The sequence below is a fragment of the Ruegeria sp. YTSA108 genome, assembly GCF_059610185.1.
In genome coordinates this window covers 95,790-117,166 of record NZ_JBXWND010000012.1, presented here as the reverse complement: position 1 = coordinate 117,166, position 21,377 = coordinate 95,790, and the positions used below count along the sequence as shown (strand labels likewise).

Annotated in this window: 23 protein-coding genes; 15 read left to right on the top strand and 8 right to left on the bottom strand. The window is 57.8% G+C overall.

From position 1 onward, the window contains the following. Positions 1–52 precede the first annotated feature (52 nt). Positions 53–1,183, bottom strand: a complete 1,131-nt coding sequence (dprA, locus tag AC2FHW_RS16270) for a DNA-processing protein DprA (RefSeq protein ID WP_271950505.1) — start codon at positions 1,181–1,183, stop codon at positions 53–55. 238 nt (positions 1,184–1,421) lie between these two features. Beyond that, on the bottom strand, positions 1,422–2,843 hold the full coding sequence (tldD, locus tag AC2FHW_RS16265) for a metalloprotease TldD (RefSeq protein ID WP_142637988.1): 1,422 nt from the start codon (positions 2,841–2,843) through the stop codon (positions 1,422–1,424). 176 nt (positions 2,844–3,019) lie between these two features. On the opposite strand from tldD, the gene coxB reads away from it, so the two are divergent. From coxB to AC2FHW_RS16210, 11 genes are all read left to right on the top strand, one after another. Next, a complete protein-coding gene (gene coxB, locus AC2FHW_RS16260; RefSeq protein WP_142637990.1) occupies positions 3,020–3,931 on the top strand; it encodes a cytochrome c oxidase subunit II in 912 nt (303 codons plus the stop codon). An 87-nt stretch (positions 3,932–4,018) separates the two neighbouring features. Next, positions 4,019–4,975 carry a heme o synthase gene (gene cyoE / locus AC2FHW_RS16255; RefSeq protein ID WP_271950501.1) on the top strand — a complete coding sequence of 319 codons (957 nt, stop codon included), beginning with the start codon at positions 4,019–4,021 and terminating at the stop codon, positions 4,973–4,975. Continuing rightward, a complete protein-coding gene (locus tag AC2FHW_RS16250; protein ID WP_185956706.1) occupies positions 4,972–5,133 on the top strand; it encodes a cytochrome c oxidase system small membrane protein in 162 nt (53 codons plus the stop codon). The genes cyoE and AC2FHW_RS16250 overlap by 4 nt, the downstream gene beginning before the upstream one ends. Continuing rightward, on the top strand, positions 5,133–5,708 hold the full coding sequence (locus AC2FHW_RS16245) for a cytochrome c oxidase assembly protein (protein ID WP_496703997.1): 576 nt from the start codon (positions 5,133–5,135) through the stop codon (positions 5,706–5,708). Before AC2FHW_RS16250 ends, AC2FHW_RS16245 begins: the two co-directional genes overlap by 1 nt. A gap of 22 nt (positions 5,709–5,730) precedes the next feature. Continuing rightward, positions 5,731–6,546, top strand: a complete 816-nt coding sequence (locus tag AC2FHW_RS16240) for a cytochrome c oxidase subunit 3 (protein WP_142637996.1) — start codon at positions 5,731–5,733, stop codon at positions 6,544–6,546. A 155-nt stretch (positions 6,547–6,701) separates the two neighbouring features. Beyond that, a complete protein-coding gene (locus tag AC2FHW_RS16235; protein ID WP_271950497.1) occupies positions 6,702–7,379 on the top strand; it encodes an SURF1 family protein in 678 nt (225 codons plus the stop codon). Next, positions 7,376–8,764 carry a threonine synthase gene (gene thrC / locus AC2FHW_RS16230; protein WP_496822242.1) on the top strand — a complete coding sequence of 463 codons (1,389 nt, stop codon included), beginning with the start codon at positions 7,376–7,378 and terminating at the stop codon, positions 8,762–8,764. Before AC2FHW_RS16235 ends, thrC begins: the two co-directional genes overlap by 4 nt. Further along, positions 8,761–10,023, top strand: coding sequence for a M16 family metallopeptidase (locus AC2FHW_RS16225; protein WP_496822240.1), 1,263 nt, complete (start codon positions 8,761–8,763; stop codon positions 10,021–10,023). Before thrC ends, AC2FHW_RS16225 begins: the two co-directional genes overlap by 4 nt. Then, positions 10,023–10,607, top strand: coding sequence for a GNAT family N-acetyltransferase (locus tag AC2FHW_RS16220; RefSeq protein ID WP_271950493.1), 585 nt, complete (start codon positions 10,023–10,025; stop codon positions 10,605–10,607). Before AC2FHW_RS16225 ends, AC2FHW_RS16220 begins: the two co-directional genes overlap by 1 nt. Positions 10,608–10,711: 104 nt before the next feature. Beyond that, complete coding sequence (locus AC2FHW_RS16215) at positions 10,712–11,530, top strand: MBL fold metallo-hydrolase (RefSeq protein ID WP_271950492.1); 819 nt, start codon at positions 10,712–10,714, stop codon at positions 11,528–11,530. A gap of 38 nt (positions 11,531–11,568) precedes the next feature. Further along, positions 11,569–12,984: an FAD-binding oxidoreductase gene (locus tag AC2FHW_RS16210; RefSeq protein ID WP_271950490.1), complete on the top strand. Its 1,416-nt coding sequence runs from the start codon at positions 11,569–11,571 to the stop codon at positions 12,982–12,984. Between the two features lie 12 nt (positions 12,985–12,996). Here the strand turns inward: AC2FHW_RS16210 and AC2FHW_RS16205 are convergent, their stop codons facing one another. Continuing rightward, positions 12,997–13,536 (bottom strand): adenine phosphoribosyltransferase, encoded by a 540-nt coding sequence (locus tag AC2FHW_RS16205; protein ID WP_142638010.1) that lies wholly within the window; start codon positions 13,534–13,536, stop codon positions 12,997–12,999. 312 nt (positions 13,537–13,848) lie between these two features. On the opposite strand from AC2FHW_RS16205, the gene AC2FHW_RS16200 reads away from it, so the two are divergent. Continuing rightward, positions 13,849–14,022, top strand: coding sequence for a hypothetical protein (locus AC2FHW_RS16200; protein WP_185956707.1), 174 nt, complete (start codon positions 13,849–13,851; stop codon positions 14,020–14,022). A 4-nt stretch (positions 14,023–14,026) separates the two neighbouring features. Here AC2FHW_RS16200 and AC2FHW_RS16195 read toward each other — a convergent pair whose 3' ends face one another. The 3 genes from AC2FHW_RS16195 to AC2FHW_RS16185 all read right to left on the bottom strand — a co-directional run bounded on the left by AC2FHW_RS16195 (position 14,027) and on the right by AC2FHW_RS16185 (position 16,696). Continuing rightward, positions 14,027–14,656, bottom strand: a complete 630-nt coding sequence (locus AC2FHW_RS16195; protein ID WP_142638012.1) for a LysE family translocator — start codon at positions 14,654–14,656, stop codon at positions 14,027–14,029. Positions 14,657–14,707: 51 nt separating this feature from the next. Next, positions 14,708–15,724, bottom strand: coding sequence for a DUF418 domain-containing protein (locus tag AC2FHW_RS16190; RefSeq protein WP_271950487.1), 1,017 nt, complete (start codon positions 15,722–15,724; stop codon positions 14,708–14,710). Between the two features lie 99 nt (positions 15,725–15,823). Then, the gene (locus tag AC2FHW_RS16185) at positions 15,824–16,696 is read right to left on the bottom strand and encodes an S-methyl-5'-thioadenosine phosphorylase (RefSeq protein WP_271950485.1); all 873 of its coding nucleotides are present in this window, start codon (positions 16,694–16,696) and stop codon (positions 15,824–15,826) included. Between the two features lie 301 nt (positions 16,697–16,997). Between AC2FHW_RS16185 and AC2FHW_RS16180 the strand changes: the two genes are divergently transcribed. Continuing rightward, a complete protein-coding gene (locus AC2FHW_RS16180) occupies positions 16,998–18,632 on the top strand; it encodes a SulP family inorganic anion transporter (RefSeq protein ID WP_496678305.1) in 1,635 nt (544 codons plus the stop codon). A 31-nt stretch (positions 18,633–18,663) separates the two neighbouring features. On the opposite strand, the gene AC2FHW_RS16175 is transcribed toward AC2FHW_RS16180, so the two are convergent. Beyond that, a complete protein-coding gene (locus AC2FHW_RS16175) occupies positions 18,664–19,302 on the bottom strand; it encodes a CatB-related O-acetyltransferase (RefSeq protein ID WP_142638020.1) in 639 nt (212 codons plus the stop codon). Next, positions 19,302–19,907, bottom strand: coding sequence for a flavin reductase family protein (locus tag AC2FHW_RS16170; protein ID WP_142638022.1), 606 nt, complete (start codon positions 19,905–19,907; stop codon positions 19,302–19,304). Before AC2FHW_RS16170 ends, AC2FHW_RS16175 begins: the two co-directional genes overlap by 1 nt. A gap of 71 nt (positions 19,908–19,978) precedes the next feature. On the opposite strand from AC2FHW_RS16170, the gene AC2FHW_RS16165 reads away from it, so the two are divergent. Continuing rightward, complete coding sequence (locus tag AC2FHW_RS16165) at positions 19,979–20,473, top strand: GNAT family N-acetyltransferase (RefSeq protein ID WP_142638024.1); 495 nt, start codon at positions 19,979–19,981, stop codon at positions 20,471–20,473. Between the two features lie 53 nt (positions 20,474–20,526). Continuing rightward, positions 20,527–21,285 carry an EcsC family protein gene (locus AC2FHW_RS16160; protein ID WP_496822237.1) on the top strand — a complete coding sequence of 253 codons (759 nt, stop codon included), beginning with the start codon at positions 20,527–20,529 and terminating at the stop codon, positions 21,283–21,285. The last annotated feature ends 92 nt before the right edge of the window (positions 21,286–21,377 follow it).

Sequence of the window (21,377 nt, the reverse complement as noted above, 5' to 3'; positions counted from 1 at the left end):
GATTTATAGGCGATTTCAATGGGATACATGTGTAAGATTGGATATCCAACACTCAGGCGGTCAATGACAGAAGACCCCCGGGTTGGCGTTGAATACGTCCGTCCAGTTCCAGATCGACCAAAACCGGGGCAATTTCACCCGCCGTTGCCTCAACATCGCGGATCAACTGGTCTTCGGCGATAGGAGAGGGGCCGAGCCGGGTCAGAATTAGGCGTTCCAGGTCATTGGTTGAGCATGGTGTGCGGGGTAAATTCTTTTGGAGCATTTGCTGGGGTTCGAATAGGTTCGCTTGCTGCGGTAGCGCTTCGATCACATCTTCTGCAGACCTTATCAAAGTAGCACCGTCGCGGATCAGCAGGTTGCAGCCAGCCGCGCGTGCGTCAAACGGGTGTCCGGGCACAGCCAGAACATCGCGCCCCTGGTCCAAGGCGTCGCGCGCTGTAATCAGGCTGCCGGATTTGGCGGCGGCTTCGACCACAATAACGGCCTTTGCCAGGCCCGAGATGATCCGGTTGCGACGCGGGAAATGGCGCGCCTGTGGCGTGACGCCCATGGGTTGCTCCGAGACGCGCAGCCCGGAACCTGCGATTTCAGCGGCAAGATCGGTATTTTCAGCAGGGTAAACCACGTCGACCCCCCCCGCCATAACGGCGATGGTGCCTGTTTCAACCGTGGCTAGGTGCGCCGCGGTATCAATCCCGCGGGCCAGGCCAGAAACGATCACATAACCCTGTTTTCCCAGATCGGTCGCCAATCCGCGCGCCATTCGCGCGCCCAGAGATGAGCAGTTGCGGGCACCGACCATAGCGACCGAGGGGCGCTGTAAAAGAGAGGTGTCACCGATTGCCCACAACATTGGCGGAGCATCATTCAGATCATGTAAAGCGGATGGGAAATCGGCGGACCCTAGGCACAAAAGCCGCGCATTGGCAGCTTTTGCGGCCTTGAGTTCCGCCTCAATCACGCCGGGCGGGCAGATTTCATACCCTTCTATTCCGGCAGCGCGTGCCATTTCCGGCAGCGCGGCCAGCGCATTCTGCGCCGAGCCATGTTCGCGAAGCAGCCGCCGAAACGTCGCCGGGCCCACTTTGCGAGAACGCAACAGACGAAGCCAGGAAAACCGATCCTCTTCCGTGGTGGGTGGGAGTGTGGGGTGATTGGAAGAAAGCTGCTCTTCGGTCATCCGTTGCTCCGTCTGATTGCAGAACTGGTTTACGGCTGCCAGGGTTAACAGCGTGTGAATCCCGTCAAATTTTCCGGATATATTTCGAGGCTCGGGTGTCTCAGTTGCGTAGGTTGTTGAAAATCAACGGCAAAAAATACAGCCGAGTCGGAAGTCGGAAAACACCTCTCCGCAAAGTATCAATGCATATCCAAAGCGGGCGTTAACCCTGCGCTTTGGAAGCAGTGACCGATTCTAATTAGGCCGCCGATCCGCCAATCGTCAGCCCATCCATCAGGACCGTAGGTTGGCCAACGCCCACAGGCACCCATTGACCATCCTTGCCGCAAGTGCCCATTCCCGGATCCAAGGCCATGTCGTTGCCCAACCCGCGAACGCGTTTGAGGGCAGAGGGGCCATCGCCAATCAATGTTGCCCCTTTGACCGGCGCGCCGATTTTGCCGTTTTCAACCCGGTATGCCTCGGTACAGGAAAACACAAATTTGCCGTTGGTGATATCCACCTGACCGCCGCCAAAGCCTACGGCCCAGATGCCATCCTTTATATCGGCTACCAAAGCGGCGGGATCGGCATCGCCACCCAGCATGATTGTATTTGTCATCCGTGGCATTGGTTTATGGGCATAGCTTTGACGCCGCCCATTCCCGGTTGGCGCAACACCCATCAGACGGGCGTTCTGGCGATCCTGCATATATCCGGTCAGGATGCCGTCTTCGATCAGCACCGTGCGCGAACTGGGTGTGCCCTCATCATCGACGCTGATTGATCCGCGCCGGTCGGCGATTGTGCCGTCATCAACGACCGTGACGCCTTTGGAGGCGATCTGTTGACCCATCAGCCCGGCAAAGGCGGAACTGCCCTTGCGGTTGAAATCCCCTTCAAGGCCGTGGCCAATTGCTTCGTGCAGCAAGATGCCAGGCCAGCCAGGGCCCAGTGCTACCTCCATCACGCCCGCAGGGGCGGGAACAGCCTCGAGGTTGACCATGGCGATGCGAAGGGCCTCGCGGGCTTTATCCTGCCAGTCGGTTGGGTCGATCAGCCCGTCCAGGCCGATCCGGCCACCTCCACCGGTCGAGCCGCTCTCACGACGGCCGTTCTGTTCCACGATGACCGAGATATTCAACCGGGTCATGGGGCGGACATCGCGGACCAGAATGCCGTCAGGGCGCAGAATCTCAACTTCCTGCACCGCAGCAGCAATAGTGGCGCTGACCTGTACTACACGCGGATCAAGATCACGGGCAAAGGCGTCAATCTCGCGCAATGTTTCGATTTTGACGGGGAAACTGGCAGATTCGATAGGGTCTTCGTCTGTATAAAGGCGCTTGTTGGTGGCCCGGGGGGCATCAGCTAGCGTTCCGCCACCATCACCGACCGCCAGCCGCGCGGTCTCGGCGGCCCGTTTCAGGGCAGGAATCGAGACGTCCGTTGAATGCGCATAGCCTGCCACTTCGCCCTGTACGGCGCGCAGGCCGAAACCTTCGGACGCGTCATAAGAAGCGGTCCGCAAGCGCCCGTCATCAAAGACCAGAGACTCGGATTTCCGGCGTTCAACGTACAGTTCTCCGTCCTCGGCCCCGGCGGTGGCGGATTGCAGTACCGCAAGCGCTTCGTCATGTGGAAGAGCGCTTTCAAACGGGCGAAACGGGTCGTTGGGCATCTCTTGGGACCTTTCGAGTTTGATCCAGATCAAAAATAGCGTCTGTTTGACGCAAGCATTTTGCTTTATCTACCCGCAGGAATATGGTTTTTAACGCGGCCAAAGACAACGGGTGAGGTGTGGCCGATTCACACCTTTTCGCCAGGGACGCAAAGATCAAACGATCAGGACAGAAAATGAAGAACGCTTTGAAGCTTTCGGGGCTTATGACAGCCCTCTCCAGCCTTCCCGCCATGGCTCAGGAGCTTGAGATTATCGGTCAGCCGGTTGACGGCGGCATAGGATTCCAGCCTGCAGCCACAAGCCTTGCCGAGGGGATTCATCGCCTGGATAATATGATTCTGGTGATTATTACCGCGATCTGCATATTCGTTGCGGGCCTGCTGGTTTACTGCATCATGCGTTATAATCAACGCGTCAACCCGACCCCGGCGCGATTCTCGCACTATACTCCGGTCGAGATCGTCTGGACGTTGGGTCCGATTCTGATTCTAGTATTCATCGGTGCTTTCTCTCTGCCGGTTCTGTTCAAGCAGCAGGAAATTCCCGAAGGTGATGTCGTTATCAAGGTTGTCGGCAACCAGTGGTATTGGACATATGAGTATGTCGATCACGATTTTGCATTCGACAGCTATCTGCTCGGCCACCCAGCCACGTTGGACGAAGGTACTCGCCCCGCCGATGCGGACGTGACGGCATTTGTCCTGGATGACGCGATGCGGGCCAAGCTGGCAGACGCAGGGTATAGCGACGATGAGTGGCTGCTGGCCACCGACACAGCGGTTGTTGTCCCGGTTGGCAAGGTCATCGTGATGCAAGTTACTGCGTCCGACGTGATCCATTCCTGGACCATTCCGTCCTTCGGTGTGAAGCAGGACGGTGTACCCGGACGCCTGGCTGAGCTGTGGTTTGAGGCCGAAAAGGAAGGCATCTATTTCGGCCAGTGTTCGGAACTGTGCGGCAAGGACCATGCCTATATGCCGATCACTGTCAAAGTTGTCAGCCAAGAGGCGTATGACGCTTGGCTGAAAGGTGCGATCGACGAGTATGCGGGCCTGCCGCAGAACTATCAGGTCGCTTCGAACTGATTTCAGTAAGGGTGGGATGCGTCCCGCCTGCTACTAGATGCAGGCTGTGCGAGAGATCGCACAGCCTTCGCCCCAAAAGGACCCGAGATGAGCGACGCAAGCATCAATGCAAGCCAAACGACCGCCCAAGCGTATGCGAATGAGGCCAGCTTTGGCGATTACTTCGCCCTGCTGAAGCCGCGCGTGATGTCGCTGGTTGTATTCACGGCGCTTGTTGGTCTGCTGGCAGCGCCGGTACCGGTACATCCGTTCGTTGGGTTCTGCGCGATATTGTTCATTGCCATCGGAGGTGGCGCATCCGGCGCGCTGAACATGTGGTGGGATGCAGATATCGACCGCGTTATGAAGCGCACCAAAGGTCGCCCCATACCGTCGGGCAAGGTACAAGAGGGCGAAGCGATGGCCTTGGGCCTGGCACTGTCCGGCCTGTCGGTGATCATGCTGGGTCTTGCAACCAACTGGTTCGCCGGAGCCTTTCTGGGCTTCACCATCTTCTTCTATGTCGTTGTCTACACGATGTGGCTCAAGCGCTCGACGCCACAGAACATCGTGATTGGCGGCGCAGCTGGGGCTTTCCCGCCGGTCATCGGCTGGGTCGCTGCAACCGGATCCATGTCCGTCGAACCTTGGCTGATGTTTGCCCTTACCTTCATGTGGACGCCGCCGCATTTCTGGGCGCTGGCCCTGTTTATGCGGTCGGATTACGACGATGCGGGTGTGCCGATGTTGACGGTAACCCATGGTCGGCGGGCGACGCGCTGGCATATTCTGGTCTACACCGTTCTGCTGGCAGTGCTTGCGATTGGAACCGGCTTTTCGGCAATCGGCGGCCCGATCTATCTGACCGTCGCTATTGTACTGAACGCGTTGTTCCTGCGCGGAGCATGGGCAATCTCGCGTCGGACCGAGGATGACTCCGAGGCTGATAACTTCAAAGTTGAGCGTGGCTTTTTCAAGCTCTCGCTGCTGTATCTTTTCCTGCATTTCGGCGCGATCCTTGCCGAAGCACTGCTGAGGCCTTACGGGCTGGGAGGCTGGGCATGAGCCTGCGCAAAAGCCATGAGTTGCATCAACGTCGGTTCAGCCGAAATCTGGGCGTTGGCCTGACGCTTGCTGCATTCATCGTGCTGATCTTTGGGCTGACGATCGTCAAAGTCTCAGGGACCGATTTTAACAGGGCCATGCAAGAGGTGCAGAACTGATGGCGCTCACAGGGCCGCAAAAAACCGTCGTGCAAACCGTCGGCGTTGTTGTTCTGATGGGCAGCCTCGCCTGGGCTTCGGTGCCGTTTTACGACTGGTTTTGCCGGGTCACCGGGTATGGCGGCACAACCGGAGTGGCTGAAGCCGCGCCAGAGGACATCCTTGAGCGCACTGTTACCGTTCGCTTTGACGCCTCAAAGGCGAAAGACATGGCCTGGGAATTTAAGCCGGTCGAGCGCCAGATGGAAATCCGCATCGGTGAAACGGGCCTGGCCTTCTATGAGGCATATAACCCCACGGACCGCCCGATTGCCGGTCAGGCGTCTTACAACGTTGCGCCTTATTCGGCCGGTGGGTATTTCCAGAAGATCGCCTGTTTCTGTTTTGAAGAACAGGTGTTGCAACCCGGAGAACGGGTTCAGATGCCGGTGAGCTTTTTCGTCGATCCCGAAATGGTCGAGGATCTGGAAGCCAAATATGTGCATACGATCACTCTGTCGTATACATTCTACGAAATTGACCTGCCCGAGGGCTATGCCGCCCTTGATGTTCAGGGTGATACAAACAAGAACTAACGCCTGTAGGTGAGGGACGCTGATGGCACACGCAAAAAATCATGATTACCACATTCTGACCCCTTCGATCTGGCCACTGATCGGCGCTGCGGGCGGCTTTGTGATGTTGTTCGGAGCCGTCCTCTGGATGCACGGCGTCACCTCCTACATGTTCTGGGCCGGTCTTGTCGCGGTTCTTTACACCATGTTCGCCTGGTGGTCCGAAGTGGTGGCCGAAAGCCGTGTAGGCGATCACACGCCGGTCGTGCGCATTGGCCTGCGCTATGGGTTCATCCTATTCGTGATGTCCGAGGTGATGTTCTTCTTCGCCTGGTTCTGGTCGTTCTTCAAACACCGCATGTACCCGATGTACGACTATGCGGGCACCGAATACATCCAGCCGGATATCCACGCGGTTGACCCGTTCCACTTGCCGCTGATCAACACGCTGGTCCTGCTGCTTTCGGGCTGTGCCATCACCTGGGCGCACCACGCGCTGGTGCATGACAATGACCGCAAGGCGCTGATCAACGGCCTCGCTATTGGTATCGTTTTGGGCATCGCCTTTACCGCTCTGCAGGGCTTTGAGTACTACGAATTGCTGGCCCATGAGGGCTGGAAATTCGGTGGTGATCAGTTCTATTCGAACTTCTTCATGGCAACCGGCTTTCACGGCTTCCACGTGATTATCGGCACCATCTTCTTGTCGGTCTGTTTGATCCGGGCACTGAAGGGTGATTTCACGCCGGAAAAGCACGTCGGTTTCGAGGCCGCGGCCTGGTACTGGCACTTTGTTGACGTTGTCTGGCTGTTCCTGTTCTTCGCAGTCTATATCTGGGGACAAGCCCCTTTGATCTGACGTCGGACCGGTAACAAAATTGCAAAAGCCGCCCCCAAGGGCGGCTTTTTCTCTATCAGGGTGCAAGATTGCACCCGATACAAATGGGTGGTTGCAATTCAGTTCACACCGCCCTTAACAAGACGCCGGTTTCTGCAACAAGGTTTGACCCCGCCATGCGCCGCATAACTTTCCTGCTGATCTTCGGGCTCGCCGGTCTGGGCGTACTTGTATCGCTGGGCGTCTGGCAGCTACAGCGGCTTGGGTGGAAACAAGACGTGTTGGCCGAGATTAACGACCGGATCTCTGCCGAGCCTGTTTCCCTGCCGCAGCAGCCTTCCGAGACACGGGACAAGTACCTACCGGTTTTCGTCCAGGGTGAGATGCAGCCGGGTGAAATCCATGTTCTGGTTTCGGTGAAACAAGTAGGCGCTGGCTATCGGGTTATCCAAGCTTTCGATACTGGCGACCGGACTATTCTGGTCGATCGCGGTTTTATCCCAACCACTGCCAAACAGGTTGAAAGACAAACCGGGCAGATCGAACTGACGGGCAATCTGCACTGGCCGGATGAGATCGACGGCTATACGCCCGAGCCAGATGTGGATGCCAATATCTGGTTTGCCCGCGATGTTCCCAATCTTGCTGCAGCTCTGGGAACCGACCCGGTTCTGGTAATCGCACGATCCCGGACCGATCCGAATTTGACACCTTTGCCGGTGAATACAGCAGGCATCCCGAATGATCACCTGGGGTACGCAATCACATGGTTTGGCCTGGCTTTGGTCTGGGCTGCGATGACTGGTTATTTCCTGTGGCGCGGTCGCGCCCCATCAGAAAGTGAAGCGCAATGAAATATGTCTCAACCCGCGGGCAGGCGCCCGAACTGAGTTTTGAAGAGGCGATGCTGACCGGGCTGGCCCGCGACGGAGGCCTGTATCTGCCCGCTGAAATCCCGGTCTTGAGCCACGATGAAATCGCCGCGTTGGCAGGACTGTCTTATGAGGACATCGCCTTTCGCGTGATGTGGCCCTATGTCAGCGGATCATTTGGGGAAGATGAGTTCAAACAGATCATTGCCCGCGCCTATAAAGGGTTCGGCCATGACGCCCGCGCACCGTTGAAGCAGTTGAACGAGAACCACTTCCTGCTGGAGTTGTTTCACGGCCCGACACTGGCCTTCAAAGACTTCGCCATGCAGCTAATCGGTCAGTTGTTCCAGGTGGCGCTGAAGCGTCGCGGGGATCGGGTGACTATCGTGGGCGCGACCAGCGGTGATACCGGTTCGGCCGCGATTGAGGCGTTCCGGGGGCTGGATGCGGTAGACGTGTTTATCCTGTATCCGCATGGCCGCGTTTCCGAGGTGCAGCGTCGTCAGATGACCACACCTGCGGACAACAATGTGCATGCTCTGGCCGTCGACGGGGACTTTGACGACTGTCAGGCCGCGTTGAAGGATATGTTCAACGATTTCGACTTCCGTGACGGTGTGAAACTGGCGGGGGTGAACTCGATCAACTTTGCCCGCGTGCTGGCACAGATCGTCTATTACTTCTCAGCTGCGGTCAGCCTTGGCGCGCCACATCGCAAGGTCAGCTTTACCGTGCCTACGGGTAATTTCGGGGACATCTTTGCGGGCTACCTGGCCAAACGCATGGGCTTGCCGATTGACCGGTTGGTAGTGGCGACCAACCAGAATGACATTCTGCATCGGTGTCTGGCAGGCGAAGGGTATTTCAAGGGAGACACGATCCCTTCGATTAGCCCTTCGATGGATATTCAGGTCAGCTCGAACTTTGAACGGGCGCTGTATTATGCCTATGACGAGGATGGCAATTCTGTGGCTCAGCTGATGGACGAGCTGAAGACGGGCGGCTTCAATGTCGGCCAAGGCGCGATGGAAGCGTTGCGCGAAAGCTTCGACTCGGGCCGCGTGTCCGAAGAGGAAACACTGGCGACGATCACAGCCACGCTGGCCCACAGCACCGAACTGGTCTGCCCCCATACTGCCGTGGGTATCAAAGTTGCCGAGGAGCACCGCGACGCGAACGTCCCGATGATCACTTTGGCGACCGCACACCCGGCCAAGTTCCCGGCTGCGGTCGAGAATGCGAGTGGCATACATCCGCCTCTTCCCTCTCGCATGTCTGATCTGTATGAACGTCCGGAACGGGTGACCCGCATCGCCAATGATCTGGGCGCCCTTGAGGATCATATCAAAGGGCATATCGCCGAGTGACTGTCAGACAAGACCAACTGAAGAACGGCTTCCGTATCGTCAGTGAATATATGCCGGGGCTGCAATCTGCGGCCATAGGCATCTGGGTAACCGCCGGTGCGCGAAATGAGCGGATCGAACAAAATGGCATAGCCCATTTCCTTGAGCATATGGCGTTCAAGGGAACCAAACGGCGATCCGCGCTGCAAATTGCCGAAGCGATCGAGGATGTGGGCGGGTATATCAACGCCTATACTTCGCGCGAAGTGACGGCCTATTACGCGCGCGTTCTAAAAGACGATGTGGCGCTGGCGATGGATGTCATCGGTGACATCGTCCTGAACCCGATCTTCGATCCGCGCGAGATTGAGGTCGAACGCGGTGTGATCCTACAGGAAATCGGTCAGGCCTATGACACGCCCGACGATGTAATCTTTGACTGGCTGCAAGAGCAGAGCTATCACGATCAGCCCCTGGGCCGGACCATACTTGGCCCCACTGAACGCGTCAGCGCATTCTCGCGCGAGGATCTGTCGGGTTTCGTGGCCGAGCATTATGGCCCTGAACAGATGATCCTATCCGCTGCTGGTGCGGTGGATCACGATGCACTGATGAAAACTGCCGAAGAGATGTTTGGTCACCTGCAACCACGCAAGGGTTTGATCCCTGAAGTGGCCCGATTTACCGGTGGTGAGGCGCGGCAGGAGAAAGAACTGGAGCAAGCTCATTTCGCTTTGGCGCTGGAAAGCCCCGGCTATCGCGACGACGCGATCTATACCGCGCAGATTTATTCGACCGCGCTGGGCGGGGGTATGTCTTCGCGCTTGTTTCAGGAAGTTCGGGAAACACGCGGGCTTTGCTATACGATCTTTGCCCAGGCCGGCGCCTATGCCGACACGGGCACTACCACGATCTACGCGGGCACATCTGCGGATCAGATCGGTGAGTTGGCGACGATCACCATTGACGAAATGAAACGTGCCGCCGAGGATATGAGCCCCGAAGAGGTCGCCCGTGCTCGTGCGCAAATGAAGGCCGGAATGCTGATGGGGCTGGAAAGCCCCTCGAACCGGGCCGAGCGTCTGGCGCGTCTGGTGCAGATCTGGGGACGGGTGCCGTCGCTTGAGGATACAGTCGCCAAGATTGACGCGGTCAGCACCGAAGATGTCCGCAGCTTTGCCGAGCAGATAGCAGCACAAGCGCCAGCGGCGCTGGCGCTGTATGGTCCGGTATCAGGTGCACCCACACTCGCGGACTTGCAGGAGAGGCGCGCGGCGTGATGCTTCTGGGCAGACGCAAGCTGAAACTTGAAACCGAGCGGCTCAGCTTGCGCCCGCCCGTGCACTCCGATTTTAACGACTGGGCGGCGCTGCGACGCTCGTCCAGAGACTTTCTGACCCAGTGGGAGCCGATCTGGGCCTCGGACCACTTGAGCCGGAAATCCTTTACTAACCGTGTCTACTGGGCGCAGCGCTCGGTTGCGAGTGGGACGGCGATCCCGTTATTTCTGTTCCGGCGCTCTGATGACCTGCTGGTCGGTGCAATCACCCTGGACAATGTGCGCCGTGGCCCGGCACAGGCGGGGACCCTGGGCTATTGGACGGGCCAAGCCTTTGCTCGCAACGGGTATATGCGCGAGGCTATTGGCGCGGTGGTCCATCATGCCTTCACGCGGTTGGACCTGAGCCGGATCGAGGCGGCCTGCCTGCCCGAAAACAAACCCTCGCGCGGATTGCTGGAAAGCTCGGGCTTTAAATACGAAGGCGTGGCGCAGTCCTATCTGCAGATTGACGGGCGCTGGCGAACGCATGTGTTATATGCCTGTCTGCGGTCGGACCGGCGCGGGAAGACAGAAGCGGGGTAGGTGGCCTCGGTGAGGCCATTGGGGCTCTGCCCCAAACCCCGAGGTATTTTTGGCCAGATGAACTAGGGGCATGACTTGGCGGGCTCTTGCGCTACAATCACGTCATGCGCTGGGTGGTTTTTGCATTGATGGTGATCTCGGGCGGGGCTGTGGCGCAGGAGCGTCGGCCAAGCCATTGCATCGCCATTGCGGATGCGGCGCCGGGGATCGAGTACCTGCATAAAGCAGCCTGGCAGGATCCGGTGCCGGAGCATTCGGTTCGGATCAGCTATGTCGCGCATGCGTCTTTCCTGATCCAGACGCAGGGCGGGTTGAACGCCGTGACGGATTTCACCGGGTTCATCGGCGGGGCCAGTCTGATTCCCGATGTGGTGACGATGAACCACGCCCATGGCACCCATTGGACCGAATACCCCGATCCCGCCATTCCGCATGTGCTGGAGGGGTGGGGCGTGTTCGGGGAGGGGATCGAACATCATCTGGATCTGGACGAGATGCTGGTGCGCAATGTCTCGACCGATATCCGTTCTGTTTATGGCGGGGTCGAAGAACGTGGCAATTCGATCTTTGTGTTTGAGGTGGCGGGCTTGTGTATCGGGCATCTGGGTCATCTGCACCACGTCCCATCGGACGCGCAATTTGCGGCCCTTGGGCGGTTGGATGTTGTCATGGCCGCCGTTGATGGCGGGACGACCATGCCGCTGCCCGAAATGATCTCTGTTCTGAAACGGTTGAAAAGCTCGGTCATTATTCCGATGCATTGGTTTTCGGACTATTCGCTGGATCGGTTTCTGGTGGATGTCAGGGGCGATTTCCCGGTTGAGCGCGATGGCGTGTCGGAAATCACCGTATCCCTGCGCTCACTTCCGGACCGGCCAACGGTGGTTGTGTTAGAGCCGCAATACCTGATCGAGTTGGAATAGGGCTTGTCGGGACCCGTTGCCTTGGGCAAGGAATGGGCATGACCCTGAATCCCGCAGACGATCAATTCACCCAATCAATTCGCGCCGCCTTGCCGGATGAAGTGCTGCGACCGGTCACCGCGCGATATCTCGAGGAGCCGCGCCGTCGGATTTCCGGGCAGGCGGGGGTGCTTGCGGTGCCCAGAACGGCCGAGGAGGTGGCGGTTCTGATCCGATTGGCTGCCGAGGCATCGGTCCCGGTGGTGCCATATGGGGGCGGCACCGGTGTGGTTGGCGGTCAGGTGACGTCGGACGGGCCTGCGCCTTTGCTGATCTCGCTAGAGCGGATGACAGCGATCCGGGCTGTCTATCCGACAGAGAATGTGATGATTGCAGAAGGTGGTGTGATCCTTGCAGATGTGCAGGCGGCTGCCGAAGGCGCGAACCGGTTATTTCCACTTTCCCTTGCCTCACAGGGGTCATGTAGGATCGGAGGGAACCTGTCGACAAATGCAGGGGGAGTTAACGTGTTGCGCTATGGAAACGCCCGTGACCTGTGTCTGGGCCTTGAGGCGGTTCTACCAAGCGGCGAAATCTGGCATGGGCTCAGCCGGTTGCGAAAGGACAATACCGGGTATGATCTGCGCAATCTTTTGATCGGAGCCGAAGGGACGCTAGGGATCATCACTGCGGCGGCACTCAAGCTGTTTCCCCGCCCTGAGGCGGTTGGAACGGCCATGGTTCAGGTCACCTCTGCCGAAGCGGCGGTTGATTTTCTGGCGCTGGCGCGGGACCTCATGGGGGACAGCGTCAGTGCATTTGAATTGCTTCACCAACAGGGTCTTTTGTTCCTGAGTGAGGTTCTGCCAGACACGCGGCAGGCCTTTGCCGAGCCGCCCGAATGGTCTGTACTGATCGAGATTGGCTTGTCGATGGGCCAATCACCTGAAACCGCGTTTGAGGTGCTGTACGAGGCCGCTGAGGCACGTGGGCTGGTCACCGATGCGGTGATTGCACAAAGCGAGGCGCAGCGGCAGGACATGTGGGCCGTGCGCGAGCGTATTCCGGATGCAAACCGGCTGATCGGGTCGGTCTCAAGCCACGATATCTCGGTGCCGATCTCGGCCATCCCAGAATTTATCCGGCGTGGTGCAGATGTTGTGGCCGCGCTTGGTCCGTATCGGGTGAACTGTTTCGGGCATCTGGGCGACGGCAACCTACATTACAATGTGTTTCCGCCAAACGGGCATTCCCGGTCAGAGTATGACGCCGAAAGTGCGAAGGTAAAAAGAGCCGTTCATGACCTTGTGCATGAGTTCCAGGGCTCTGTCAGCGCAGAGCACGGTATCGGGCGATTGAAGACCGAAGATCTGGAGCGATATGGCGATCCGGTCAAATTGAGCGCGATGCGGGCGATCAAATCGGCGTTGGACCCCAAAGGGATCATGAACCCCGGCGCGGTCCTGCGGCTGTAAGTGCGGGATCCGTCAGAGTCCTTCGAATTCGCACAGGACATGAACATCCATGCCCATCTCTTCCAGAACCTTGCGCCCGCCCAGTTCTGGCAGGTCAATGATGAAGGAACATGACACGATCTCGCCGCCCAGCCGTTCGATCAGTTTGATCCCGGCGGCGGCGGTGCCTCCGGTGGCTAGCAGGTCATCCACGACCAGAATTTTCTCACCCGGTTGGATGGCGTCATCGTGAATCTCGACGATAGCCTCGCCATATTCCAGCGTGTAATCCTGGCTGATTGTTGTGCCGGGCAGCTTGCCCTTTTTGCGGATGGGGACGAAACCGACGCTCAGCTGATGAGCGATGGCGCCGCCCAAAATGAAACCGCGCGCCTCAAGCCCCACGACCTTGTCGATCTGTTCGCCAGCATAGGGGTGCAACATCTGGTCAATCGCCATGCGAAACCCGCGCGGGTCCGCAAACAAGGTGGTGACATCCCGAAACATGATCCCTTCGTGCGGAAAATCGACGATGGTTCGGATGTAATCCTTGACCGACTTGTTTCTTGACATGACCAACCCCTTCTGGCGTCAAAACACGCTGGGTTGTTTGGCCCATCGGGGACGGTCATGCAAGAACAGAATGAACGTGCTGGCTTGCAATCTTCCTAGAACGTGCGATTGCCTATCTCACCGAAAAAACCAGATAGGTTTTCCGAGACGTCGTCTTTTTTAGCCAATGCGTTGGTTCCGAAAAAGAATTACCTGAATTGAACACAGGCTACTTGCAAAGATTCCGCAAGGTTGTTAGCTGCCCATCATATGTTTTATATATACTAAGTATATACGTTTTATTTCTTCTGAAGTCTTTTGGAGACAAAGTGCATGTCGGGGACAGATCGTAAGATTTCAGTCAAAAAGGACAGCCAGCTGGTTCTGCGGCTGGATCGTGGCGAGCGCGATGCTTTTGTAGAGCTGTGCAGGGAACTCGACACGTCGGCGGCGCGGGAAATCAGGCGGTTTATTCGCGGATTTATGAAGGATCACGCTGTAGATTAGGCCCTCAGGCCGGGCGACGCAGGATTGACGTGGCGATCCCCATACCGATCAGGGTCAGCCCCCCGAAACGCGTCAATGCACGAATGGTGCTTGCGCGGCCGATCATATGGCGCAGCCGATCTGCCAAAAGGGCATAGGCCAATGCGTTCAACCAGGCCAGCCCGACGAAGGTGCCTATCAGGATCGCGAATTGAGGGCCCAAAGGTTCGGCAGGGCGCAGGAATTGCGGCACGAAGGCGATAAAGAACGCAATCGATTTGGGGTTCAGGGCGGTTACAGCGGCCGCGTGACCAAAGACGCCTCGCGCAGTGATATCTGCGTCAGGTTCAACCGCTTGCAGCCCCGCCGATGGGGCGCTGCGCAGTAACTTGATGCCCAGCCAGACCAGATAGGCCGCGCCGACCCACTTTAGGACAGAAAACAACGTAGCTGAGGCCAGCACCAACGCCCCCAATCCCAGCAATGAGGCTGTCATGGCCACCAAATCGCCAACCGCCACCCCGGTGGCCGAGGCTACGGCAACGCTGCGGCCTTTGGACAGCGCATAGCTGAGCACCAGCAGAACAGTGGGGCCGGGGATCAGCAGCAAAGCGGTGGATGCGGCCACAAAGGCCAGCCAGATGTCAAAGGGCATGTGATCTCCGATTAAGATACGCCAGTATCAAGCTTTGGTGATGGGCAAAGGTCAAGCCCCTGAGGGCCGGGTCACGCGGTGCATCAACGCCTCAAGTGGTCCGCGTCTGAAGCGCAGGAACCATAGCAGCGCAAATCCTGAGGACAGCACGCAGAAACCCAAGGCGTAGCCAACGATCTGTGGCGCGCTGAGCGATCCGTCCAGCAGGCCGGCCTCTTCCAGAATGCCCATCCCGATTACGATATGCGCAATATAAAGCGTCAGGCTTTGCCGTCCGGGCGCAGTCAGCGCCATCGCGGCGCCCAGCCCCTGAATCCGCGGCCAGAGCTTTAGCAACAGGCCGATCACCACACAGGCGGTTCCAGCCCCGGCCAAAATGTAAAACGGCCCCGGAGGGATGGATTGAGTGCCCAGATAGGCGGCCAGGTCAGGATCGGTTGTCAGCTTTTGCGGAAACAGGGCCAGAACGGCTGCGCCAAATCCCCACATGATCAAACGGTGCTGAACACAGACCGTCTGTAGTTGCGATCGCCCAATCGCCATACCGATCAGCAAGAACGCTGCCCAAGGTAGAACGGGGTGCCAACCATTGAACAGCAAGTTTCGTACAAAGCCCGGTATCGTCCACAGGTCGGTATGGGTCAGGGAAAGCCAGTCCCATCCCTGATCATAGTCAAAGATAAGACTGGCGAGAACGGCCAGGACAACGACACTGCATGCGCCAAGCCACAACCCAAAGATCGACGAGGACAGAAACGCCGCGCCGACAACAAAATACAATGCATAGAAATGCAGGATATCGGCCTCAAACATGGTCATGTTGATCAGGCCAAGTACGAACAGAAATGCAGCCCGTCGTAACAGAATCCTAGCAGAAGGGCTGGACAGGCCAATACCGATCCCGGCCAGAATGACATACAATGCAGCAGCACGACCTTCCAGTGCATCGACAAGCGCCGATGCCCAGTCATCTGTCGGTTTGACCTGCGCCGCGATGCGAAAGTTCACCAGCACCATGCCGCAAAATGCCAGAAAGCGTGCGGCGTCCAGGGCCTCGAGCCGTTTCATTCCTATCCTCTCCGTTCCCTGCCGCCCGTACCGAACTTAAAAGGCTGCCTTTCGGTTAAGTACTGATGCGGCCGACCGGAATAGGGTTGATACCAATCGCTAGAGCACCCGCCCCGCGACTGCGTCCAGTTTCGCCAGCAGCGCCGGATCACGTTTTTCTGGCGCGGTCAGGATCGCGTATTCCAGCGCCCGGTCACACCCGTGCGGGCAGGGCAGGCGCGCTGCCCCCAGCAACTCTGGCAAGCCCTTGACCAGCGCTCGGCCTTTTTCGGCGTTCCCGGTCAGGGTGGCGATAATGGCGGTCACGTCGACCTCGCCATGGTCCGGGTGCCAACTGTCATAGTCGGTGACCATCGCGATCGAAGCATAACAAAGCTCGGCTTCTCGGGCGAGTTTAGCCTCGGGCATGTTGGTCATTCCGATCACATCGCAGCCCCAATGCTCGCGGTACATTTTGGATTCTGCCAGTGTCGAGAACTGCGGCCCCTCCATCGCCAGATAGGTGCCGTCGCGATGAACGGTGATGCCGGCGGCCTTGCCAGCAGTCTCACAAGCATCTGACAAGCGCGGGCAGGTTGGGTGTGCAACGCTGACATGGGCCACGCAGCCAGAGCCAAAAAAGCTTTTGTCCCGCGCAAAGGTGCGATCGATGAACTGGTCGACGACAACAAAATCTCCGGGCGCCATATGCTCGCGGAATGATCCGCAGGCCGAGATCGAGATCACATCCGTGATCCCCAGACGTTTCAGCGCGTCAATATTGGCGCGATAGGGCACGTCCGTCGGCGAATGAATGTGGCCACGCCCGTGGCGAGGCAGGAAAGCCATCTCGATCCCGTTCAGCGCGCCGGTCAGTATTTGGTCCGAAGGTTTACCCCAAGGCGTTTCAACCGAGACCCATTGCGCATTCTCCAATCCGTCGATGTCGTAAATGCCTGATCCGCCGATGACGGCAATCTTGGTCTGGGTCACTGGTTTTCTCCGATTACGGTGCTTGTTCAAGGATTTGTGCGCTGGGCTGCCTGGTTTGACAAGGGTGAACGCCCGGTGGTTCTATCACTTTTTCGCAGGGGTTCGGGTCGTTGCTATCCGAGCCAGGCAGAGCATCAAGCCAAGGTGTGACGGCAACGAACCGACATCAATTCACCTATTCGCGAGATATGTGCTATGCGTGCTGCGCATATCAGCCTCCCGCCTGATGCGGTGGCTCAAAAACCGGTTCACAGATAGAAGTCCCTTTTTCGCGCGAACCCATAAACCAACAGGACGCCCTATGCCCCGAGCTATGCTGGCAAGCTTTGCCAATCGTATCGCCAAACCTGATCTTCGTTGGGTTCCGGATGAGGGCCTGACCGTCTCGCGCCTTCGGATCGAGCTGCTGTCCGGCCTGACGGTTGCACTTGCTTTGGTCCCTGAGGCGGTGGCCTTTGCGTTTGTCGCGGGCGTGCATCCTCTGGTTGGTTTGTATGCTGCGTTCATGGTGGGGCTGATTACTGCACTGATCGGTGGGCGTCCGGGTATGATTTCGGGCGCAACCGGGGCCCTGGCCGTGGTGATGGTTGCCTTGGTGGCAGAACATGGGGTCGAATACCTCTTCGCTACAGTTGTTTTGATGGGAATACTGCAGCTGATCGCAGGGGCGATGCACTGGGGGCGTTTTATCAGGCTGGTACCACATCCAGTGATGCTGGGGTTTGTGAACGGATTGGCCATCGTGATTTTTCTGGCCCAGATGGGCCAGTTCAAAGTTCCCGGCAGCATGGAAAACACGGGCCATGGCATGAGCGGTGGCGAATGGCTTTCCGGTATTCAGCTTTTTACCATGTTGGGTCTGGTCGGCCTGACTATGGCGGTGATCCTTATCGTGCCGCGCATTACACGCATTGTCCCGGCGCCTTTGGCAGGGATCATGGTCGTCGCAGCATTGGTGATTGGTTTTGGACTGGACGTCCCACGGGTGGGCGATCTTGCCTCGATCGAAGGTGGCTTGCCGCCGTTCCACATCCCGATGGTGCCGCTGAACTGGGAGACGTTTGAGATCATCCTGCCATACGCCGTAATATTGGCAGCGATTGGCCTGATCGAGTCGCTTCTGACCCTGAACCTTGTTGGCGAAATCACCGGCAAACGTGGCGGTGCCTCGCAAGAATGTATCGCCCAAGGGTTTGCCAATGTGGCCACTGGCTTTTTCGGAGGCATGGGCGGCTGTGCCATGATAGGTCAGTCCATGATCAACGTGAAATCAGGTGGGCGTACGCGCATTGCCGGTATCGCAGCGGCGCTGTTCCTGTTGGTATTCATCCTGTTCGCCTCCCCGCTGATTGAGCAGATTCCATTGGCCGCTTTGGTCGGGGTCATGTTCATGGTGGTGATCGGGACCTTCGCCTGGAATTCGTTCAAGATCATGCGCAAAGTGCCTTTGATGGACGCGTTTGTCATCGTGCTGGTGACAGTCGTGACTGTGATGGAGGACCTGGCGGTAGCGGTTGTTGTTGGTGTGATCGTCTCGGCCCTGGCTTATGCTTGGAATAACGCCAAGCGTATCCATGCAATCACCCGCGATTCACTGACGGAAAAAGGCGCAAAGGTCTACGAGATTCAAGGGCCGCTGTTCTTTGGTTCGTCCGAGGGATTTGTTGAGATATTCGACGTTTCAAACGACCCGGAAACCGTGATTGTCGATTTTGCCGAAAGCCGTGTGGTGGATCAGTCGGCATTGCAGGCCATCGAGAACATCGCTTCGAAATATGAAACCGCAGGAAAGCGCGTCATGCTCCGTCACCTCAGTCGTGACTGTCACAAACTGCTGAACAAGGCAGGCCATTTGATGGTCGACAGCGACGATGACCCCGATTACGCGCTGGCGGTCGATTATTCTGTTCGCACCGGCATTCTGGGTGGGCACTGATTGTGAAAGGCGGCCAAATGGGCCGCCTTTTTTAGGGGGCTAAACGCTCCAGCATATCGACGTTTCCGGACAGCAGAGCACTTTCGGCTTCGGTAATCAGATCAGTTGGCCAATCCCACCACTTCAAAGCAAGCAGCCGGTCGATTGTACCGGCCTCAAACCGATACCGTCGTACTTCTGCAGGATTGCCTGTCACGATTGCATACGGCGGTACTGTTCCGCGCACGACGGATCCTGCACCGATAATGGCGCCATCTCCGATTTCAGCGCCAGGCATGATCAAGGCACCGTATGCGATCCAAACGTCATTTCCGATCACGGTATCGCGCCTGTCAGGTTGATATTCCAACAGCTTTTCGGGATCGAAAACGGGAAAAGGATAGCATGTCGCCCCGCTCATGGCGTGATTGGCCGATGAAGTGATGAACCGGACGCCGTGGGCGATTTGACAGAATCTACCCAAGACAAGTTTTTCGCGGGAAAACGGGAATAGATAAGGGGCAAGGCGCTGCGCCCAATCCTCTGGTGCGTCGAAATCCGACGCATAGCTGTATTCACCGGCTTCTATTCTGGGGTGGTCGATAGCCTGAGACAGGAAGACCGTTCCCGGGTGGTCCGAGCCGTCAGGCAATGTGATTGGGTATCGGCGCGATGCGTCAGGTAAAGGCATTAGTCATCCGGTCTTGAAAGGCTGAACAGCTCGGACGCGACCGAATAATCCCGGTAGCCAAGCCGTGCCAGTGGTTTGAAAGACGTCACATCGAATTTGCCATCCCGCATATGGTCGTCGTGCAGATGCACTCCTGTCACTTCGCCGAACACAACCCGGTTCGCCTGTCCGGGCAGGGTCACGATCTGCGTGAGCTTGCATTCCAATGCGGCTGGGGCACCTTCGACACGGGCGCAGGGGATGGTCTCGCATTCGATTGCGGTAAGGCCGGCGTGTTTGAACTCGTCGACATGTTTGGGCAGCGCGGCTGAACTGGCGTTCATTGCGTCGCGGTGGGCGTGGGCGACAACGTTCACGCAGAATACGCCTGTTGCCTCGATATTGGCGATGCTGTCCTTTCCACCGTCCTGATCGGCCTTGGTTCCGGTCGAGGCAAACATGACCTGCGGGGGTGTGTAGGCCACACCATTAAAGAACGAATAGGGCGCGAGGTTGTTGGTCCCATCCGCGCCACGGGTTGATATCCAGCCGATCGGGCGCGGGGTGATAATGGCGTTGAACGGATTGTGTGGCAGGCCGTGGCCGTCTTCTGGGCGATAGAACATAAGGTCTCCAAGCGTTTGCCCAAGGCGTAACGAAGTGCTAGGGCGAATTCCAGCTAGGAAAAGAGGGCAGAGTGCAGCAATTCGTGATCAGGCCGGAGGAGCCGGACGATTGGTGGGAGGTCGAGGCTTTGTACGATCTGTGCTTTGCGCCCGGGCGCGAGGCGCTGTCTTCGTACCGCCTGCGCGATGATGTTCCGCCAATGTCAGGCTTGTCACAAGTGGTGCGGGACGGGCAGGATATCCTGGCAGGTGCAATAAGATTCTGGCCCGTGCATGTTGGCGATCAGGACGCGCTGCTTTTGGGCCCTGTGGCCGTCCACCCGACCCATCAAGGTGAAGGACTGGGTGGATTTTTGATCCATGAAGGATTGCGGGCCGGGCGAACCAAGGGTTGGGACAGGGTCATGTTGGTCGGGGATGCACCCTATTATGCTCGGTTTGGATTCACCCGTCTGACCGGGGTCGAGATGCCCCCGCCAACCAACCCGGATCGGGTTCTGGGCGTGGACCTGATACCCGGCGGATGGGACGGAATAACTGGTCCGGTAACCCGCTGGAGCCGCTGAGCTATTGAAACCGTTGCGGTAAGTGCCGATGTTCTAGGGGCAGGAGGGTACTTATGCAGGACATGGTTCTTGTCGGAAAACTCAATGCCGAAGCGGAACTGGACCGTTTGGCCGGATTTTACCAATCCGCCGGAGGGCCGGGCGTTAAGCTGTTGAACAGTGTCGGTGGCTCGGCAGAGTCGTTGCTTGAACAGCTGCCGCCATCTGTGCGCGAAGCCCTAACTGGGGCGACAGAAAAGGCGCTTTGGATTGCGATGAACGCGGCTGAAGGGTCGCGTAGGGCGGTGCCCGATCAGTTGCCATGGGTCAATACGGCCCTGACGACAGCCATGGGAGCTGCAGGCGGTATCGGTGGCGTTCCGACCGCATTGATGGAGTTACCGGCAACCACGACCATGCTGCTGCGTTCAATTCAGGGCGCTGCGGCGCGCGAAGGGTTTGACCCTTCAGAGGTTGGTGTCAAATTCGACTGTGTCCGGGTATTGTCAGCCGCTGGTCCGATGTCTTTCGATGACGGCGCGGATCTGGGTTTCTTTTCGGCGCGTCTGACCCTGACAGGCCCAGCTTTGCAAAAGCTGATATCTGCCGTTGCCCCGAAACTGGCGGTGGTTTTGGGGCAAAAACTGGCTGCGCAATCCGTGCCTGTGTTGGGCGCCATTGCCGGTGGCGGGACGAATTACGTCTATACCCGCTATTACCAACAGATTGCCCGCGTCCACTTTGGCCTCAGGCGGCTGTCGGTAGATGCCGATATCCCGCATGAGGTTCTGGTCCGCAAACTTGAGGCGCGGATGCAAGGGATTGAAAAATAACACTTCATATGGCATTCTTCAGATGCGGGCCCGCTAAATAAGCGCAAAAGCGCATCGGGCGGGCATATACAACGTTCCCTGAAGAGGCAGCA

What these genes read in the sequence shown, in the direction of transcription:
- dprA (WP_271950505.1), bottom strand. Translation starts at nt 1,183, where the DNA reads ATGACCGAAGAGCAGCTTTCTTCCAATCACCCCACACTCCCACCCACC.
- tldD (WP_142637988.1), bottom strand. Translation starts at nt 2,843, where the DNA reads ATGCCCAACGACCCGTTTCGCCCGTTTGAAAGCGCTCTTCCACATGAC.
- coxB (WP_142637990.1), top strand. Translation starts at nt 3,020, where the DNA reads ATGAAGAACGCTTTGAAGCTTTCGGGGCTTATGACAGCCCTCTCCAGC.
- cyoE (WP_271950501.1), top strand. Translation starts at nt 4,019, where the DNA reads ATGAGCGACGCAAGCATCAATGCAAGCCAAACGACCGCCCAAGCGTAT.
- AC2FHW_RS16250 (WP_185956706.1), top strand. Translation starts at nt 4,972, where the DNA reads ATGAGCCTGCGCAAAAGCCATGAGTTGCATCAACGTCGGTTCAGCCGA.
- AC2FHW_RS16245 (WP_496703997.1), top strand. Translation starts at nt 5,133, where the DNA reads ATGGCGCTCACAGGGCCGCAAAAAACCGTCGTGCAAACCGTCGGCGTT.
- AC2FHW_RS16240 (WP_142637996.1), top strand. Translation starts at nt 5,731, where the DNA reads ATGGCACACGCAAAAAATCATGATTACCACATTCTGACCCCTTCGATC.
- AC2FHW_RS16235 (WP_271950497.1), top strand. Translation starts at nt 6,702, where the DNA reads ATGCGCCGCATAACTTTCCTGCTGATCTTCGGGCTCGCCGGTCTGGGC.
- thrC (WP_496822242.1), top strand. Translation starts at nt 7,376, where the DNA reads ATGAAATATGTCTCAACCCGCGGGCAGGCGCCCGAACTGAGTTTTGAA.
- AC2FHW_RS16220 (WP_271950493.1), top strand. Translation starts at nt 10,023, where the DNA reads ATGCTTCTGGGCAGACGCAAGCTGAAACTTGAAACCGAGCGGCTCAGC.
- AC2FHW_RS16215 (WP_271950492.1), top strand. Translation starts at nt 10,712, where the DNA reads ATGCGCTGGGTGGTTTTTGCATTGATGGTGATCTCGGGCGGGGCTGTG.
- AC2FHW_RS16210 (WP_271950490.1), top strand. Translation starts at nt 11,569, where the DNA reads ATGACCCTGAATCCCGCAGACGATCAATTCACCCAATCAATTCGCGCC.
- AC2FHW_RS16205 (WP_142638010.1), bottom strand. Translation starts at nt 13,536, where the DNA reads ATGTCAAGAAACAAGTCGGTCAAGGATTACATCCGAACCATCGTCGAT.
- AC2FHW_RS16200 (WP_185956707.1), top strand. Translation starts at nt 13,849, where the DNA reads ATGTCGGGGACAGATCGTAAGATTTCAGTCAAAAAGGACAGCCAGCTG.
- AC2FHW_RS16195 (WP_142638012.1), bottom strand. Translation starts at nt 14,656, where the DNA reads ATGCCCTTTGACATCTGGCTGGCCTTTGTGGCCGCATCCACCGCTTTG.
- AC2FHW_RS16190 (WP_271950487.1), bottom strand. Translation starts at nt 15,724, where the DNA reads ATGAAACGGCTCGAGGCCCTGGACGCCGCACGCTTTCTGGCATTTTGC.
- AC2FHW_RS16180 (WP_496678305.1), top strand. Translation starts at nt 16,998, where the DNA reads ATGCCCCGAGCTATGCTGGCAAGCTTTGCCAATCGTATCGCCAAACCT.
- AC2FHW_RS16175 (WP_142638020.1), bottom strand. Translation starts at nt 19,302, where the DNA reads ATGCCTTTACCTGACGCATCGCGCCGATACCCAATCACATTGCCTGAC.
- AC2FHW_RS16170 (WP_142638022.1), bottom strand. Translation starts at nt 19,907, where the DNA reads ATGTTCTATCGCCCAGAAGACGGCCACGGCCTGCCACACAATCCGTTC.
- AC2FHW_RS16160 (WP_496822237.1), top strand. Translation starts at nt 20,527, where the DNA reads ATGCAGGACATGGTTCTTGTCGGAAAACTCAATGCCGAAGCGGAACTG.